The organism is Clostridium sp. DL-VIII, assembly GCF_000230835.1.
In the GTDB taxonomy this organism is placed as follows: domain Bacteria; phylum Bacillota; class Clostridia; order Clostridiales; family Clostridiaceae; genus Clostridium.
In genome coordinates this window covers 6,393,809-6,413,527 of record NZ_CM001240.1, presented here as the reverse complement: position 1 = coordinate 6,413,527, position 19,719 = coordinate 6,393,809, and the positions used below count along the sequence as shown (strand labels likewise).

At 27.2% G+C, this 19,719-nt stretch carries 14 protein-coding genes; 12 read left to right on the top strand and 2 right to left on the bottom strand.

Going from position 1 to position 19,719, the window contains the following annotated elements:
- Positions 1-23: 23 nt before the first annotated feature.
- From CDLVIII_RS28845 to CDLVIII_RS28800, 10 genes are all read left to right on the top strand, one after another.
- Positions 24-1,088, top strand: a complete 1,065-nt coding sequence (locus CDLVIII_RS28845) for a DUF262 domain-containing protein (protein WP_009173009.1) — start codon at positions 24-26, stop codon at positions 1,086-1,088.
- 1 nt (position 1,089) lies between these two features.
- Positions 1,090-1,845, top strand: coding sequence for an MAE_28990/MAE_18760 family HEPN-like nuclease (locus tag CDLVIII_RS28840; RefSeq protein ID WP_009173008.1), 756 nt, complete (start codon positions 1,090-1,092; stop codon positions 1,843-1,845).
- 32 nt (positions 1,846-1,877) lie between these two features.
- Positions 1,878-2,636, top strand: coding sequence for an adenine-specific DNA-methyltransferase (gene yhdJ, locus CDLVIII_RS28835; protein WP_009173007.1), 759 nt, complete (start codon positions 1,878-1,880; stop codon positions 2,634-2,636).
- 129 nt (positions 2,637-2,765) lie between these two features.
- A complete protein-coding gene (locus tag CDLVIII_RS28830; RefSeq protein ID WP_009173006.1) occupies positions 2,766-3,887 on the top strand; it encodes a 3'-5' exonuclease in 1,122 nt (373 codons plus the stop codon).
- Between the two features lie 32 nt (positions 3,888-3,919).
- A complete protein-coding gene (locus tag CDLVIII_RS28825) occupies positions 3,920-4,699 on the top strand; it encodes a hypothetical protein (protein ID WP_009173005.1) in 780 nt (259 codons plus the stop codon).
- Positions 4,700-4,742: 43 nt separating this feature from the next.
- Positions 4,743-5,177, top strand: coding sequence for a hypothetical protein (locus CDLVIII_RS28820; protein ID WP_009173004.1), 435 nt, complete (start codon positions 4,743-4,745; stop codon positions 5,175-5,177).
- Positions 5,178-5,249: 72 nt separating this feature from the next.
- On the top strand, positions 5,250-6,974 hold the full coding sequence (locus CDLVIII_RS28815; protein ID WP_009173003.1) for a hypothetical protein: 1,725 nt from the start codon (positions 5,250-5,252) through the stop codon (positions 6,972-6,974).
- 139 nt (positions 6,975-7,113) lie between these two features.
- Positions 7,114-7,842: a hypothetical protein gene (locus tag CDLVIII_RS28810; RefSeq protein WP_009173002.1), complete on the top strand. Its 729-nt coding sequence runs from the start codon at positions 7,114-7,116 to the stop codon at positions 7,840-7,842.
- A 205-nt stretch (positions 7,843-8,047) separates the two neighbouring features.
- On the top strand, positions 8,048-9,997 hold the full coding sequence (locus tag CDLVIII_RS28805) for an AAA family ATPase (protein ID WP_009173001.1): 1,950 nt from the start codon (positions 8,048-8,050) through the stop codon (positions 9,995-9,997).
- A complete protein-coding gene (locus CDLVIII_RS28800) occupies positions 9,991-10,962 on the top strand; it encodes a hypothetical protein (RefSeq protein WP_009173000.1) in 972 nt (323 codons plus the stop codon). The genes CDLVIII_RS28805 and CDLVIII_RS28800 overlap by 7 nt, the downstream gene beginning before the upstream one ends.
- Before the next feature lie 603 nt (positions 10,963-11,565).
- Here the strand turns inward: CDLVIII_RS28800 and CDLVIII_RS29590 are convergent.
- Positions 11,566-13,188: a 3'-5' exonuclease gene (locus CDLVIII_RS29590; protein ID WP_009172999.1), complete on the bottom strand. Its 1,623-nt coding sequence runs from the start codon at positions 13,186-13,188 to the stop codon at positions 11,566-11,568.
- Between the two features lie 134 nt (positions 13,189-13,322).
- Positions 13,323-14,054, bottom strand: a complete 732-nt coding sequence (locus CDLVIII_RS28790) for a hypothetical protein (protein WP_009172998.1) — start codon at positions 14,052-14,054, stop codon at positions 13,323-13,325.
- Positions 14,055-14,530: 476 nt separating this feature from the next.
- On the opposite strand from CDLVIII_RS28790, the gene CDLVIII_RS28785 reads away from it, so the two are divergent.
- Entirely contained in the window at positions 14,531-18,937 is a 4,407-nt protein-coding gene (locus CDLVIII_RS28785) for a DUF3883 domain-containing protein (protein WP_242836043.1), read from the top strand.
- Positions 18,938-19,017: 80 nt separating this feature from the next.
- The gene (locus CDLVIII_RS28780; RefSeq protein WP_009172996.1) at positions 19,018-19,656 is read left to right on the top strand and encodes a hypothetical protein; all 639 of its coding nucleotides are present in this window, start codon (positions 19,018-19,020) and stop codon (positions 19,654-19,656) included.
- The last annotated feature ends 63 nt before the right edge of the window (positions 19,657-19,719 follow it).

Here is a 19,719-nt window from a genome sequence, read left to right as displayed (position 1 = left end):
AATTTTAAGAGAGAGGGATATTAATGACTAAGATAGATGAACAAGTTAAAGAAAATAGAAAAAAATTTAGAGTAGACCATTTTGATATGGTTGTTTCGGAATATATACAAAGAAAAGAAAATAAAGAATTAATATTAAATCCACCATATCAAAGGTTATTTAGATGGGGGATCGAAAGCCAATCAGAATTAATTGAGTCTATTTTAATAGGAATACCTATACCACCAATATTTGTATTTCAAAATGGAGAGGCTAAGTGGGAAATAATTGATGGTTTACAAAGAACAACATCATTGATAAATTTTTTAAAAGAAGGTTCAGAACAAAAATTTACTGGATGTCAGATAATAACAGAACTAAATGATAAAACATTTAGTCAGTTACCTGAGAATATACAAAGAATTGTAAAAAATACAAGAATTAGAATAGAGTTGGTTGAAGAAACTGATGATATTTTTAGTCAATATCTTTTATTTAATAGGCTTAATGCAAATGGTGAAAAGTTAGAAGCACAAGAAATTAGAAATTTTTTAATATATAAATTGAATAATGCTTTTTATGCAAATATTCAGATTTTAGGAAATTCCAAAGAATTTAAAGAAACTTTAGGTTTAAAATTAGATAGAATTAAAAAGCAGGAAAACGTAGAATATGTTTTAAAATTCTTCCTAGGGAGAGATATAAGTAATAGTACTGAAGCACCTAAGTATGATAGAATTGAGGATTTGATAACGAACGAAACGGAACAATTTCTGAAAAAGAATAACCAAGAGTTTTTGAATAATGAAATAGAGGTATTTAAAAAAACATTTAATATAATTTATTCAATTTTTGGAGCAAATTCATTTAGATGGCATCATCCTAAAATAAATAATATAGCCAATACATTTTCAATAGCAATAGGAATAAGTTGTATACTAGATAAAGTTAATCAAAGTAATCAGGAGACTTTAATAAAAGATATCACGAGACAATATTTTGAAAGCGATGAATATAAAAAAATCACAGCAAGAGGATATTCACCTACTAAAAGAATGTATGAATTAAATAGATATAGTGCGAAATTTTTTAAAGGGGCTATAAAATAAAATGGAGGATAAATTTATTCAATTTGATGAATATAAGTTAGAAAAAAGAAGTAAAATAAGTACTATGGATACAATTATAAGTAATAATGAAGACTTTAAAGAAAGTGAAATAGATGTTCTTTTTAGGGGATACATAGTTCTTATTTATGCATTTTGGGAAGGGATTTATAAGAAAATAGGCGATTTATTTTATGAGTTTTTTATAAATAGGCAAATTAAAGAATTGCCATATGGAATAAGAAATTTAGTAATTATAGAGTTATCCACTGATAGAAATGATAGAAATTGCAAAATAGGAGAAATACCGGATTATAGAAAGATTGTTAACATTAACAAAAAAATAAATGAGTTGCTGAATAAAAAAATGTTAGACTGCTCAGATTATGAAAGATCACAACGTCATTTTAAGGAACAAACAAGTAATCCTAATTATGATAAATTAGAGAAGTTTTTAGGGAAATATAACATATCTTTAAAAAAGGTGATTAATGAACTTTTAGAAGGAGAAACTATACCAGAAAATTTTATAGAGAGGCTTGAATTTATAGTTGAAGCAAGAAATAATATAGCACACGGAAACGAGAATTTGGGAAGACATAGCAATTATAAAGATTATATAACTGAAAGGTTTCTTGAAAATAGAAGTTCAACGGCAATAGAGGTAAGTGAATTTTTAAGGTATACTGCATTTTACATAGATACACTATATAGAAGTATAATAGATACTTTTAAAGATAAGTATATGCATCACGAGTAAAAAATGCTATAATAATTTCTTGGAGGTGTAGAATGAGTATAGAAATTATTGAAGCAGATATAATTGAGGGACTTAGTCAGATAGAAGATAGTTCAATAGATCTGATATTTATAGATCCTCCATATAATTTAGGAAAAAAATATGCTAATAACATTGAAGATTCATGGAATACAGAAGATAAGTACATAGAATGGTTAAGTTGTTGGCTAGAGATGGCGATAAAAAAATTAAAACGTTATGGAAGTTTATATATTATGAATTCTGTTCAGAATATGCCTTATATTGATATATATTTGAGAAAGAAGATGCATATTAAATCTAGAATAATATGGAGTTATGATAGTTCAGGAGTACAAGCCAAAAATCATTATGGTTGTTTATATGAGCCAATATTATTTGCAGTTAAGAATAAAAGTATATATACTTTTAATAATGAGGATATAGCGATTGAAGCAAAAACTGGTTCAAAGAGGAAACTAATGGATTATAGGAAAGACCCACCTCAGCAATATAATTCACTTAAAGTTCCGGGGAATGTATGGTATTTTCCTAGAGTTAGATATAAAATGGAAGAATACGTAAAACATCCATCTCAAAAACCTGAATCATTATTAAAAAGGATTGTGCTGGCAAGTTCAAATGAGAATGATACCGTACTTGATTTGTTTGCAGGAACTTTTTCGATGGGACGAGTTTGCAAAATGCTAAATAGAAAGTATATTGGGATAGAAAAAAGTATTGAATATTGTGAAATTGGAAAAGAAAGATTAAATAATATTGATAATAAATAAAATAGTTTAAACTAAAGTTGTATGATTTGATGAATTCATGTAATAAAATACCAAATTGTGTTAAATATATGATAAAATAGTAGAGTGGAAAATAATCACTCTACTATTATTTTTTTGGAGGAAATTTTAATGGGAATATTAAATAAAATGATTCAAAGTTTATTTGGCAATAATAAAGAGAATAAATTAAGTAATAATATTAATGTGGAAATAGATAAAGTAAAAAATTATATAGATACTGAACCCTATGATAAATATATGTTTTATAAGAATAGCAGTGAATTTCCCAATGATTTTGTAGTATTTGATTTTGAAACTACAGGATTAGATGCAAAAACAGAAAATATAATTCAAATAGGTGCATTAAGATATAGAAATAATGAAAGGGTTGATGAATTTGTTACATATGTAAATCCTCAAAAGGCCATTCCAAGTAATATAACTAGTTTAACTGGAATTGATAATAGTGATGTTAAGAATGCACCTATAATATCACAAATATTTCCTAGATTTATTAATTTTATTGGAGAAGATGTTCTTATTGCTCATAATGCAGATTTTGATATGAAGTTTTTAATTAATAATGCATTTAATCTAAGAATAAAAAAGCCACAAAATGAAGTGATTGATACATTGTCGCTATCAAGGAAATATATAAAAGGTGCAAATGGAGCAAAGTTAGAAAATTATAAACTTCCAACATTAAAAGCAATCTTAAATATCAATGTTGGTTCTCATAATTCAGCCGATGATTGTTTTGTTTGTGCTGAAGTTTATAAGAAATGCAAGGAGAAGATAAATTCTTCATCCAAGCTAAAGAAAAATGAAAATACAGTGATTGATGATAAGTTTTTTAAGATTGAGCAGCAATGTTTCAAAATCGTAAAAGAGATATTGTTAAAAAACAACAAAAGTCTTGAATTTTTAAAATCTACTCATGTAGGTAATTATTATGACATTGTTACGTTTTATACATTGGTTAGGATTAAATTAAAAGGTAAAAAGCAATATATATTATCAAGATATAATGAAGATGAAATAAAGAGAGTATGGAAAGATGCAGTATGTGAGCCTGCTACTAAAAGTGAGACAGGCACTACAAGAATAATATTTAATGCTCCAGATGATTTATTTAAACTAGAGACTTTTATAATAAAGGATTTTGATCATAATATGGAAAGTTTAGAGATTTACAGGACTAATGTTGGGTGTGGAGAAAGAAATGTTCAAGAATATTTAAATTCATTATAAATAAATGTTTATTTTAAAAGGAGAGTAAATGGATGGAGAAAATATTAGATTGTGAAACTATAGAAAGTACATATTTTTCCCTCAGTAATATACTTGAATTAGATAAAAATGAAATTGAACATTTTTTGAGAAAAATAGATATACAAGATTATTACAATAAGCATCTGTATTGTGATTATAGATCATATGAGTTGTTGTTAAATAAGATTGTTAGGGATTATAAAATCAAAATTCAGATTGATAAAGTGTGTTGGTTTCATCTCGCAAGGACTATGGATATTAATGCGTATAATGATGGAATTTATCCATTAGGTAATTATATTAATGACTTATGGAGAACTTTATATTCATTAGTAAAAGAAAAAATTGATGAATATGAATGGCAAAAATTTAGAAAGAGAATAGAATCAGATTATGATAATCACTTTGCTAATTTATATAGAATGAAAGTGAGAAATGAATTTCATTGGGGTCCTTATGCAATGTTAGTTAGAGATGCTGCTTTTAGCAGCAAAGAAATAGGAAATTATGATTATCTCAAAGTTCCAGAGATTGTGGAAAATATAAGTGCATGTTTTGAAAAAATTTATGGTATCAATCTTACTGAAAATTATATAAAGAGTTCCAAATCAATTATTGTAAAATTTATTTCAGATAATGTGAAAGATTATTATGTAGGAGTAGCTCTTAATTATTTATATAATAAAATTCATAATTATAAAATGGCATTGGATTGTAATACTTGCTATGATGGGAAAGCAATGATTGTTTCTAAAAAAGAAATTCTTAATATTAAAGAGATAGGATATTAATTTAACGGCACAGAAGACTTTTAAAGTGATTTGGAGGGATATTATGGCAGGAGATCATACAAAAACAAGCAATAATAATATTGGGATATTAAAAAATGAAATTGGGTTAAAACAGTATAGGAATACTACAATATTTACTAAGGAGGGGAAATTTATATTATCACCATCTATAGGAAATGAATCAAATTGGTTTGATATTAGAAAAGTAAATTTAGATAAGTTTACTTCAGACTATTCTAATGGGTATTTAATAATAAGATTTAAAGGAAAATTATTGTTTACAGACTTGAGAGATTTTATAGAAAAAATGATAGATAAAAATAAATTTTCTGATACTAAGAATAGTGGAGTGCACTGGCAATTTACAGTTAAGGAACCACTTAGAGAGAATGATTCTTATAAAGTGATTGGTAGATTATCAAAAAGAGAAATTTTTATAGAATTAGTTAATAAAGAGTATTTGATTAAAATTATATGAAATTGTGCAGAAAAGTATATTTATAAAATTACAAAGTATGGCTTTAAAAGAGATAATTTGGTGAGTCAATAAATGAATTTTACACAAAATGAGGTGGCAATAGTGTTTAAAGCAGAGGCATTTATAGAATATGAATGGAAGGAAGTTTATCCAGAATTTTGGATTATGAGTAATAGCGGTGATTTATCTGATTACTTGCATGAGACACCCTTAAATAAAATTAAATTAAGATGTATAGAATGCAAAAAGGAAGTACATATATGTGCACTGGGAGATGGAATGAAGAAAGAGCCTTACTTTGCACATAAAAAAACTGATAAGGATGAAATTATACCTGATTGTAGTTTGCGTACAGAAAATGAAGAATATAAAGAAATTTTCAAGTTTGATAAGCCTAGAGCCAATACTTTTGAAAGTGTATTACATAAAGAAATGAAAAAATTTGCAGTAACAAAGTTTTGGAGCAAAGAGAATAAATATATTGTTATGAAAGATGAAGATGTACTAACTTATAATCGATTTGAGAATACAAAATTTCGATCAGACTTATTAGTTCAACCAATTTATAATCAGATAGAAAGAAAAATACAAAGAAATGAACAATATATTTTCGAGGGGCAAACAAGCAAAAATCCACTAACTATAAAACATGTAGAAAAAGCAATAGAGTATAAAAAAGTTGGATTTCTAGAAGAGAATATTATCAATGCTTACTCGTTGGATCATTTAAATAGAGCAACTTTTATATCAGACAATTATATAGATGTTATGAGATTGAAAGAAGAAGGTAGAACAGCACTGGAAGATGAGGTGACTAAAAACAAGGAAATCAGAGGATCAATTATTGATATGTTAGAATTTACTGCTGTAGAAAAGTTAAGTGGCTACTATGCATTTCATGCTGATACTGAGTTTTTATTTGCATTAAAAAATTATAGCAATAATCAATTATTATTTATGCATATTCCAATAACAGAATATACAAATCCAAAAGGTGAAAAATTAATAGGGTTAGAAGAGAAAAACAGACATAAGAGAAAATTAATTATTGCTAGTGTACTTGATACTATTACTATAAAAGGTGATTATTGTGTGGTTGCTTATTTGTATTTTAACGATATTACTAATATAAGTGATATATCAGAGTATCACAATAGAGTTGTGATGCATAAAAATAAAACTATAGAATTTTGCCAAAAATCACTTAATGATTTATATGAAAGATATATCTATGACATTGATGCATTAAAAAATGAGAATATAAATATAAAAAGAAATAGAGATGTATTAGAACAAAGATTAGAAAGCATCATAGAACAGTTAACAGATGAAAAAGAGATGTTAGAGATAAAAGAAAAAGAAATAGGAAAGTTGGAGGAAAAGAATAGTTTATTAAGTAATGAAGTTGCTAAAAGTAACCAAGAAATATCGGATAGAGTTCACTTAAAATTAGAAGAAGAACTGGAGAAGGAATATAAAAAAATTGAATTAATAAAACAAGAATATGTCAGGAAGCATGAAGAATTAAAAGAGCAAGTAGTAAATGAAGTAAAGAAAATGCTTGAAAAAGAATATAATGATAAGTATTTGTCATTGACTGATGGTCATACAAACATGAGCAGACGGTTGACGTGTGAAAAAATACACATGAAATATCTATTGACTATTAAAAATATTGAACAAGCAACTATCGAAGAAAAGATAAAATGTCCTAAGATTGAAAAAACATCGTTAGTTCAATATCTGAGAGAATATGAAACGATACCAACCTATGGATGTGGGGCATGCAAATTATAAATGTATAGTATCATGGAGCTGAGTAAAATATAGTAATTTTCATATATACTTTCATTATGTTTATGATGGATAAATAGGAATTATATAAAGAAAAACAATAGTTAACTCTTAATTAGGTGAAAAAGAGCGGAGATGTATAATGATGGATATGGATTTATATATAGAAAAATATATACAAAAGCAAATTCAAAAAAAATATCAGAATGGTAAGGAAATGGTTGCAAGATCCATTTCGGATTATGAATTTTATATTTTAAATAAATACAAAAAGGAATATCCTTTAAGGCTGTTGTCGATTTATCATTTGATGAAGTTTAGAAATGAATTACGAAAATTAGTATTATTGCCAAGAGAAGATGAATACGAGAAAATCAGTAAAATAAATGAATTGATTGATACAAGTATTTTCTTATCAATTCATATAGGTAAGGATGATTTAGCATTAAAATTTCCGTTGATAGTAAATGTAAGTAAATTATCGAATTATATAGAGAATCGAAATTATAGTAAGGCATCATTCAACATAGACGAGTTACTCTCTATTATGGTAGAAGGATATCAGGAAGATTATGAAATAGACAATCAGATTAGGATTAACAAAAGGGATATCCTTTATAAGGAAAAAGAAAAAAATCCAATTATAATAATGCAAGAAAGTAGAGCAACCCAATATACCATAATTAATGGTAATCATAGAATTATGCATTATTCTAAGACTGGAGAAAGTGTAGTAAATGGATATTATGTTACATCTGAAGAATGTTGTAAATTTGCACTAACTAAAGATTATGAAAAACTTTATAAGATGATATTACATTTGATAGATAAAGTTAATGGTAGCATCGATATTGAAAAAAATATAAATTAAACATCTCGCTATGCTCAATACATATTTGTGTATTTAGTTTTTAAGATAGTGCGATAGTTTATAATCTGTAAAGAAAGTAAACTTTATGGATAAAGGTAAAAGTATAAAGGATAATTTGTAGGGATAATTGGAAAATGACAAATCAGAAGTTGAGTTTATTGTAATAAAATATAATAGAAAACAATAAATCGGAGGAGTAGAACATATGAAGTTATTATACTTGTGGGTAGAAAATCATTACAACATGATTAAGAATCAATCATTTAATATCTCAAGTTCTTATCACATTGATTTTGATATAGAGTTTAACGTACTTAATGTATCTAAAAATAGAGACTATATAGATAACTTTTATGGAAATAATATCCTTGATATAACAGCGATAGTAGGAAGAAATGGGGTAGGAAAGACAACAATAACGAGATTTTTATATGATAAATGTGATAGTGTACATCCATGTGATGAAAATAAAGAATATGTATCTATTGATACGAAGAGAATTTTAGTTTATGAGAGAGGTAGTAATCAGAAAGGCGAACGAAGCAAACTCATCATACACTACTATTTATCTGATGAACCAATAATTAATAACCCGGAAGGCATAGAAATTGAACTCATAGATTTAAAGACAGTACAAAAAGAAGAATTTATTAAAGCAGAGCAGGAGCATGACATAACAACAGTATATTTTACAAATGCTTTTGAGATAAGTAATGTAATGAATAATCAAGGTCTATCAGAGTTTAGTTCATGGGGAGTACATAAGTCTCTTTGCTATACACCAATGCTTTCATTACAGAAAGCATTTACAAAACTGAAAAGTCATTACGGAGCTGATAAGGCTGATGGTGGATTCATATTGTTAGATGTAATTAATCAATATGCTCAAAATATGACTACAGATTTTAAAACACCATATGCTACATCTATAAGTTATAATTTTTTAATTGCAGTAAGATACTTTCCAAACTCAATAGCAAAACTATTACCTATTATGAAAGATTTTAAGTTAAATATAACAGAATTTGGGGAATACATTAAGTTTCAGGAAGACTTTTTTAGACAAAGCCAATTTAATCAGACAGTTATGTTTATCAGAAAAAATATCTATGAGTTTTTAGCGGATAAATTTAAAAAGGATCATTGGCAGCAAATGTATTTAAATATACTCTGTGAAATTGTGTTGTGCCTAATAAATATGTTTACCTCAAGATATAAAAATGTTAACTTTGAAGTACTTGAAAAAGATCATATTAGGATTAACAGTGAAGAAGCATTTGAGAAAATATTAGGACAAATAGCAAATAATGATGAAAACGCACCTAAGAAAGAGTTAATTAGAAGGATAAGAAATGTACAAGGTGTTGATCTTAATGTCATAAGAGGCTTTATTGATTTACAAGACGGAAATATGCAGGCGCTACGAGAGTCGAGGTGGTATAGACAGGTTCAAAACTTCTTAGATGATTATAACATAATTGCAAATATAGAGATTGCTCAGACAATCAACTTTGGATTTATGCAACTCATTGAATTAATAATTGATCACTATAATAACAAAGAGACTGTATACGGAAGAATGCTTAGTATTATACCTCAGCCTATGTCTTCTGGTGAAGCAGCAATGATAAACCTATTTGCTACTGTCTATTCAGCACTAAAAAAGAAAACAAGCGGAAGTATATTATTGATAATAGATGAGATAGATGCATTTCTACACCCTAAATGGCAGCAGGACATATTAACACATATTACTAGGTGGATAAATGAATCTAAGGAATTTAATAAAAAGAAGGTTCAATTGGTAATAGCCACACATTCACCAATTATTTTATCAGATATACCGAAAGATAACATCATTTATTTACAAAAGTCATTTGAAACGACATCTAAGGACAAGTTTACTTTTGGAGCAAATATTAGTACATTATTCTATGATTCATTTTTCATGGAACAAGGAAGCATAGGAGCGATAGCAAGGAAACAGATTCAATGGGCAATAGATAACATAAGGAACACTAATTTAGGTATAGAGGACCGGAAAAAGCTGGTATATATCATTGATAATATAGGAGATAAATTCCTTAGAGAAAAGCTGAAGTCATATTCTATTTATATTGCAGCAAAAGATGAGGGAAGGGATAGTAAATGGTAAAGATTGAAGTATCTACGGCAACGAGAAAACATATAAACGATAGTCATAAAGAATATATTGAACAAACATCTTTACCGAAGTTGGAGGCAATGATAAAGGGAAAAAGGATGACTAAAAAGCGTAAGTTGCTTATGAGTTTATTTGGAGATATGCCAGAAAATAGAAAATCTTCTTTAATAAACTATTGCTTATCAGCTGAATTAAAAGATATAGTAGATAAATTTAACAATACTTTTTTAATGATATATGGATTTGAGTTTAGTGATTTAGAAAAACATGGGGCAACAATTGAAGCTATTCGTAAAGAGTTAAACTTCATATTTAATTATGTGGGATTCAACGTAGGAACAAAGTTGGGTAATGGTGAAAAATGGAATAGGCATGAGTTTATTACGAGTTTAGGGATTAAAGTATGTCCATATTGCAATAGGCAATACATAACATCATATGAAGGTGAATCAGATAACAGAAAAACTACTGCCGATGCAGACCATTATTACCCTAAGGTAGAATATCCAATATTACAAATGAATATTTTTAATTTAATACCAAGTTGTGGTGTATGTAATTCAAGGATGAAAGGAACAAAAAATAAAAAGCACTTATACCCATATGAGGATCCAAGTGATAGCTTAATCTTTAAGATACCATTGGAGGTAGGCGAACGAGTATCAGAGATAATAATAGATACAAAAAGTATAGAAAGAGCTGAAGCTTCTGTAGAGGTATTTAAACTTAATAAGGTATACCAAGCTCATTTAGATGAAGTTTCTGAAGTAAAGAAATATATAGAAGAGTACTTTGAATTTGGTGATAAAGTATATGAAGCAACACATGGTTTAAGCGTGCCATTTGACATATTCAGTATATGGTTTAGTTTCATGGGAAAGAATATATCATCAGAGCCGTTAATAAAACTAAGACAAGATATATTTAAACAACTAAAAGAGGAACATAAAAAGTAAGAAATTTGTGGTAAAGTTGAGAAAGAAAGTGCTAAAGGTTGCCTCGATAGCAATAATATTCAAAGAAACTCTACGTTAAAAGCAATGTTATTTGAAAATGATCCATGAGAATGAGGTTATTCCCAAGTATATCTGGGTGATTCGATAAATTTAAATTTGTGTGAGAAATTATATATTTACTCTGATAGCATAAATACAAAAAATTGTAATTGCTGTACCAAAGTAACTTAAGACGTAGCAATTGAAAACTTATATTTGCTACAACAATTATGATATTGTAACTCAGCATTATAAATTATATAGATGGAATGATGGATATATATGCAAGTATGTAATGTTATTATTGTATACAATCATGATTTAGAAAAGATACTTATATGTAAAAGGTTAAAAAATCCATATAAATTGATTAAGTATTTTGTATTTATACACATCAAAAAATAGAATGGCTATGTCATTCTATTTTTTCAGGAGGCAGTTTAAAAAGGGAACTAAATAAGTTTGAATCATAAGTATTTCTAAGGGGATTTATGAAGCGAATGTTTATAATACTTGAATGAGACTTATAGACATATATTCATCATCAGTTTCATTGGCTGCATCTCAATAACCATATCCAATCACTTCGTCAGCAATCTTTTCTAGGATTTTGTTGCCAACATCTTTTATTTTTTTTAATGCTACAATATTTAACCTCGGATTACAAATCCCAATCTGTTTTATTTCTTTAAATTCATCTTTAGCGGATACTTTACCCATTACATAATAAATCAACAACTGTAATGTATTTTCTTTTGTTGGTAAGTTTTTAGATACTTTGAAATCCCAAATTGTATCATTACTGATGTAATCTCCATCCCCGCTTGTAATGATTCTTGAATATCCCCCTTCAAAAGTAAATCCACTTTGAAGTATAGGTCCGTACTTTTCAAAAAAAACAGTACATCTATGTATCATGCATTTTATATTTTCTAATGTATATTCATTGGGAGCAAGATGCCAGTTTAATTCGCTCATCCCTCCTCTGCCCCATGAGTCATACTGAACCAAACGGCAGGTGTATTTTATAGATTCATTATCTATGGAATTTATTTTTTTTAGAATTCTCATTGCACGTTTGGTTTGTGTTTTTTGATCATCGCTTTCCTTTTCATCTATAATTGCTGCTCCTTTTAAAGCAATATGGAAGATGCTTTTTTTCTCTTCTCCTAATATCATACGAGCTAAATAATCAACTACTAATCCAATTAGTGAAGGTGATATATTTTCATCTGAAATATCGCAAAATCTATCATCGCTTTCATCTATTATTTCAATTACCATATTCTTAGGATTTACATAACCACCAGTAGGTTGCTTAACCTTTTTAACACGATCTGTTACTGATAATCCTCTTATAGAATAGAAAATAATACGCCATATATTTAATAATTCTTTATCAGACATATTTTTATGAAATAACCCTATCATCTGTTTAGTGTCTTTTTCATCAATGATCTTACATGCTAATTTTAGAGCACTTTCTAAGTTACCTTCATAACCTTTGTTATTTCCTTCAAAATACTCAATTAGTTCCTGTTTATATTTATCTATTAAATCAGAGAATAAAGTTTTATGACCTACTACATTATTGTTTATACATTTATAGCAATGTAATGTTGATTTGGCATCTTCTAAACTCCTATGATTTGCTGATTCATAATTGTAATTGTAATAGGCTGCACATGTAGATAGTTTTTGATTTCTCCAATTTCCAGTATCTTTCTTATAAATAGGCACAAACATTTTCATTACATCATCAACTTTGCCAGTCCATTTAATTCCAATACTTTCGAGAACACGTAAATCAAATGAAATATTATACCCCACTATGACCTTTGCTGTATTTAATATTCCTAACAATATTGGGAGTATTTCATGTGGATACGGCATTTCAGATACCATATCAGGTGTTATGTTATGTATCCATACTGCTTCAGGCCAATCTTTCTTATTATATGGTTTCAACAAGGTATTCAAAAGAACATTTCCTTCCCCATTAATTATTGAAATTTCTAAAATTTCATCTTTGCCATAACACCCTATATCCAAGCCTGTAGTTTCACAATCTAAAACTATTATTTCAGATGTATTATTACAACGAACCGGCTCAATTTGCATACTATCTTTTAAATAATGCCATCTTTTCTTTGATATTTTATCTAGTAACAAATATTCTTTATTCATGTTATACACCTACCTCAAACTATATATAGTATTATACTACTCATTAACACATTATATATAGTGAAGTTATTAATGAGTCTATTATAATTCAAGGAAAAAAGCCACATATATCAGCATTATGTGCATATATTTAGTTATTTTTTCTTATTTTCTAAAAGTTTAGGTCGCTGTCTTTTTAGGTATTCATCTGCTCCAATTGCCATTATATCTTCATAAATTTCATGTGTTGTTTTTTTATATTCTCTTTCAAACTTCAAACCACTACCTTTTCTTTTTTTATTCTTACTTAAATACCTTAGCAAATAAAGTTGTATTAAATTATTTTTCGATAGTCCTAGTTTTTCAGCGTCTTCTGTTAATTCCTTATCTAAAGGTTCTATTAATATACACTCTTCCTTTATGCACTTTTCTCCAAAACAATTATAGTTTTCTTCTTTCCAATAATCTCTATCCTTATATCGTTCCATTATCAATATTTGTGTTTCTTCGAGACAATCGGCAGAAGTTCTAAGCACATCAAACTCTTCTAAACCAAATTCTTTTCTATACATTTTGGGTACAAAACATTTGTCAGCAAAACTCCAACAATATTCTTTTTCTACTCGCTTTCTGAATGTACTACTTTCCAAACCTATATCTTTTGCTATATCCTTAAAACTTTCGCTTTTATTTAGTCTTTTGGTTACAATTTCATGTAGACTAAACCAATGTTTATTTGATTTGCTATAGTAGTATGTTTTTTGTATTTCCCCCAATAATTCAATTGGATTATAACTTATTAGTAGTGCTATATCTTCTATACGCTCATTATTGTTTAATCTTTTAACAATTTCTTTTGTGTTTAATATTTCGTTTTTATTAATCATAGTTTATTCCACCTTTTTATATTTGTTTTAACGTCTTTTTTTATTATAAGAGTTTCTTTCTAAGAAATGTTGGATTTATTGAGTTTTTCTACTTGAGTATAAGTGGAAACAAAATATGCAATTAAACGTCTTATGAAAAAACTTAGGCATTTATTATTTTTTGATAATACCAATTCATTTACGCTACAGTATTTTAATCAATATTAAAAAATTAGATAACAACAAATAATGTCGAAAATTTTTTCTAGAATATTGAAATAAAAGACATAATTTAGATTTAAATTAATATATAATTTTTAGTAGTGCATTAAATGAAATTTCAAGTAATGTAATAAACATACATTGCTCGTGCTAATAAGAAATTTATTTTAGAGGGTTGAGTATTACAAAGAAAAACTTGGTTGCTAAGTGATTAAAAATTTTTTTTGGACAAGTTATTGAAATGTAAAATAAGATGGGAGAGATATTTAGTGGAAATGAATGATTGGGAAACGTGGATTTCTAATTTTAGAGAAACGATGATAAAAACATATACGTATGATCCAAAGAGAATTAGAGAAGATTTTGGATCAGAAACAAGAGTAAAAGATGATTATAAGGGGCGTGTAATATTAGAATTACTTCAGAATGCAGATGATGCTCAGGTTACAAATGATACCGAGAATATGAGAATAGGTGATAAAAATGTTATATTATATCTTAAAAAGGATGCATTTTATTGTGTAAATGGTGGGTATCCTGTAACTCAGAATGGTTTAGAAGCCATTTGTAGACTTTCACATAGTCCTAAGAAAGACAGAAAATTATACATAGGAGAAAAAGGATTGGGTTTTAAATCGGTTTTGTGTTTTACTGATAGACCTGAAATTCATAGTGGAGACTTACATTGTAAATTTAATAGAAATGATGCTATGAAGTTTCTTTATGAATCAAATATTAATGGAATTGATAATTTTGATTCGGATAATATAGCATTGTTTAGGTTTCCGCAATATCTAAGTCAAGAAATATGGATGCAAGATAAAATATTGACTGAGTTTGTTAAAGAAAACGCTACAGTAATAAAACTGAAAATAACAGATAACAATTATATAGTATTAAAAGAGAAATTATTAGAGATCAAATCTACTATATTATTGTTTTTAAATTCTTTAAATAAGATTTCAATTAGAATTGAAGAAGATGATAGTTCATTAATAGAGAAAGATTTTATTATACATAGATCTGAGAGTCAGGAATTAGATAATCAATGTACGTTAGAAGATGGAAATAATAAATCAATTTGGCAAGTATATAATGAAACATTTGAAATTGAAAAAAATTTTATTGGGGATACTGATGAACAGGTTTTTCAAGATATTAATGCTTGTAAGGTTTCTTTTGCGTTGCAGAAAGAAGAACTAAATTATAAACCTTTAGATAATTTGGATGAAAATTATATTAGAGTATACTTTCCAACTTGTGAGGAATTTTCTTTACCATTTTTATTTCATGCATCCTATTATACTGACAGTTCAAGAAAAAATATAAATCTTGAGCATGAATATAATAGAAATCTTACTAAAAAAGCAGTCGATATATTTATAGATATTGTATTGCCTAAAATAATGAATAACAAAACTAATATATGCAATCACATAGATTTGCTTGTAAGTAATCTTGGTAAAGAAAAAATTTCAAATTTATTAGGTGATGATTATTTACCTAAAACTGTAGGGGAATTATTTTGTCAATTAGTTTATAAAAAACTTAGTAAAATGAAATTTATACCCAATTCAGATGGAATGGTTAAATTACCAATGAAAGTTAGTCGATTTTTTTTCCCATATTCTGAATGGGCGAATTGGTACTCGGATTTTACAAATCAAGTATTTGCTGAATTGAATTTAGTTAACATCGAGTTTACTAAATTAAAAAGATGCGAGTTATTAGATATAATGGGAGTTAAAGATATAAGTATTGATGAAATACTTAATTGTATAGAGAAAAATTATAGAAAAGAAGTGGAGTGGTTTAGAAAAGCATATATTTTGATACAAGAATTAAAATCCAAATTAGATTATTATGAAAGAAAAAAATATGAAGAAACTCTAAAAATGAGAAAAATACTATTAACTTCTGATAATGAAATTGTATGTTCAAATGATATAAAGGTATTCATGAATCCGGGAAGAACTGAATTTGCTAAATTACCAAGTTGGATAAATATTAAATTTATTAATTCTGACTTAGTTAAAAGTTTGGCTCCTAATAGAGAAAAGGCTTGGGAAGAATATCTAGATGATCTAGGTGTAAAAAGATTTCAAGCAAGAGAAGTATTAAGAGAAGTATTATCAGTCAATATTAAAAAGTATTGGGAAGTTGATAAAAATAATATTAATGAAATAGAAATGATCAAGTTTACATATCAACTATTTAGAAGTGACGATAAGGAGATGAATTATGATTTCAACAGACCTGAAAAGGAAACACTTAGAATTTTAAAAGAAATTCCCATACCATGTAAAGGAAATGAAGAAAATATAAAATGGGTTAAAGCAGGAGAATGTTATTTTAGCGAAGATTGGATAGGGAGTAATCTATTAGAACTGCTATATAGCGGGATTGGGGAGTTTATATGTGATAGAAAATATTATATAGAGAACATTGGATTAAATGAAAATGAATTATATAGTTTTTTATACTTTATTGGGGTTGAAAATAAACCAAGAATAATCGAATTAAGAAATAAATATTTAGACAAAACTGCTTATAGTAGGGAATATTGGAGGTATATCACCAAAAAATATGAGAGTTATGTAAATGTAAGCAATCAAGAAGAGCGGTTTGAACTTATATCGGATTTTATAATAGACAAAATATATTATATAGTTAGGAATAGTTATAGAGCAAAAGTTTTATTAAATTATCTAGCGCAAAATATTAATATTATAAATGGATTATCTGCAACAATTTCATATAAACCATATAGAAGTGCTTATACATATCCTACTCAAATATCGGATAGTTATATAATGTGGCTATTTAGAAATATTAAATGGCTATATGATAAAGAAGGGAATGCATTAGAACCTAAAGATATATTTTTTATTGATAAGGGAGGAATAAATAAAAATTTAATAGGTTATGTACCACAAGTGTCTTATAAAAATCAAAAAATTGTGGCTAATGTTGAGAGCATAAAAGTTTTTTTGATCAATATTGGTGTAAAGAATGATTTGCATTCATTAGATGCACGACATTGGTATAATATTCTTTATAAAGTGGCAGAAAAATATGAGAATCAAGAAATTAGCGGTGATGACGCTGAAAAAATTAGAAGTATCTATCGTGCATTTATTAGAAGTGATGCCAAAATAAATAATGAAATTTTGCTGAAAGCAAAAAATGAATTTATTAAAAGTGGAAAGTTGATGGCAACTTATCAGGGAAAATATAAGTTTTATTCTGTAAGTGAAATATTATATGCAGACAAATTAGAATTATTAAATGAATCAAAATTATTTGTGCCATGTTTTCAAGTTGATGTGAATAGAGAATCTAGAATTAAACATTTATTTGACATACCATCATTATCGAAATCATTAACAGAGTTTCCTGAGTTCGGTTCAACTGATGAAACATTAGTTGGAATAGTAAATAAATTTATTGATGATGCTAAGCCTTACATATTAGCAAGGATGTCAAAACAAGAAGATATAAAAAAAGAAATTATCGATATTTTACAAAAGATCAAAGTAAAACCAGTAACTCATATATATGTAGAATCTATAATTACAGATATAAGGAATGACTTAAAAATAAAAATTCCCAAAAGAGAAGTCGAATCATATGTTCACAAAGAAAATAATAGTGATGTTAACATAATATATATATGTTCAAGAATCCTTTCCTCAGGAGAGCAAATAAAGATGCAAAGCGAAGTTGAATTTATTCTTAATATATCAAATAGATTATGTGAATTGTTTAATGTCGATTTAAATGAAGCGTTTTTTACATTGCTAAGCAAAGGAAGTAGAACGAGAATGAAAATACTCAAAAGTATAGATATAGATGAGGAAAAAATAGATGAATTTGTAAATGAACTTATAATTGATGAAAGTATTGAAGTTGAAGATGATAAACAAGAATTTATTTCTAAAGACATTGATGTGGAAAATAAACATGAGAGAAATAGTACAAGCGTAGTGGAAACCATTTATAATTCCAGTACAGATATAACTACTTATGAAAAACGAAAAGTTATAAATTTAGATTTTAATAATGTTGTATATAGTGAAGAACACATAGAAGGAAGTCGTGATTATATAGAGCCAGTATCTGACACTCCAGCAAGAACTGTAGGGTATTCTAGTTTTAGTGTAGGAAATAATAGTAGTTCAATTGGTAGAGTGAATGATTCAGACCAAAGAAAAACAATAGAAGAACAAAGTATGAAAATTGCTATGGACTATGAGAGAAAACACGGTAGGAAACCAGATGATTCTCCAAGCAAGCAGAGAAGAAGTAAAAATAATTATGGTCCGGGATGTGATATTCAATCAGTAGAATCAGATGGAAAAATACGAAAAATAGAAGTTAAAGCATCATTAGATGATATATATAATATTGAGTTAACACAATCTGAACTAGACAACGCTAGATCAAATTCTACTGGAACCAATTATTATATTTATAGAGTAGTTAAACTAGATATGAAAAAATATCCTGATGGACCAGAAATATATATATTTAGAGATCCTTATTTAAAGTGTCCAATTCACCCTATAAAAGTAAGAATGGAATTACTAAATGCGGAATATACTCGTGTTAAGATAAATACAGATAGTAATCATGAAGAAATTTATGATGAAGTTGCAGTAACTGTAAAAGAAAATAGTTAATCATAAAAATGAAAAAGCAGAGTATTTATTCTAAGTATTCTAGATTTAATTAAAAAAATTTAATTTATAAGGTGATAACAATGCTGAAAAAAGATTATGAATATATTATGAAACAAATAGATTATGCAATTAAAATGTCATGGTATAATGATATATCTAGTGATTATTCTAATGGTCATTTGTTGAAAGAAGATTCGCTTAAAAATGCTTTATATTTTCATATAAGAAAGCGCTTGGATAATTTATTTCAAATGTTAAATATTAGAATGTATACTGAATATAATGAAGGCTACTTGAAAGTTAATAAAATGAGAGCAGATATAGCAATTGTTGAGATAGATAAAAGTTCAGATAATTATTATTTAGGTAATAGAATAGAAAATGTACTTGCAATCATTGAACTTAAATATCATGCTTCACCAGAGTATATGTATACAGATGTAGAAAAAATAAAAAAATATAAAGAAATTAAAGAATTAGAGAATTGCCAATATTATTTGGGATTTTTAAATGAAAATGTATATACTCAAAGGCAGTATTGGCTTGATAAGCGTCAAACTAATAACTGGGCGAGAAATTGTGTGACTGAATTAGATGCTTGCAGATATGATAATTATAGGGAAGGTGAAATGGCATTTTCTATATATTCGTATAATTCATATAATTCAAATTTAAATACAGAAAAAGTAGAAGAAATGAAATATGTAAAATTGATTTAAGGAAAGTAATTAATAATTAATTCAAAATAGTTATTATTAATTTATAATTTAGTGAGGTGACTT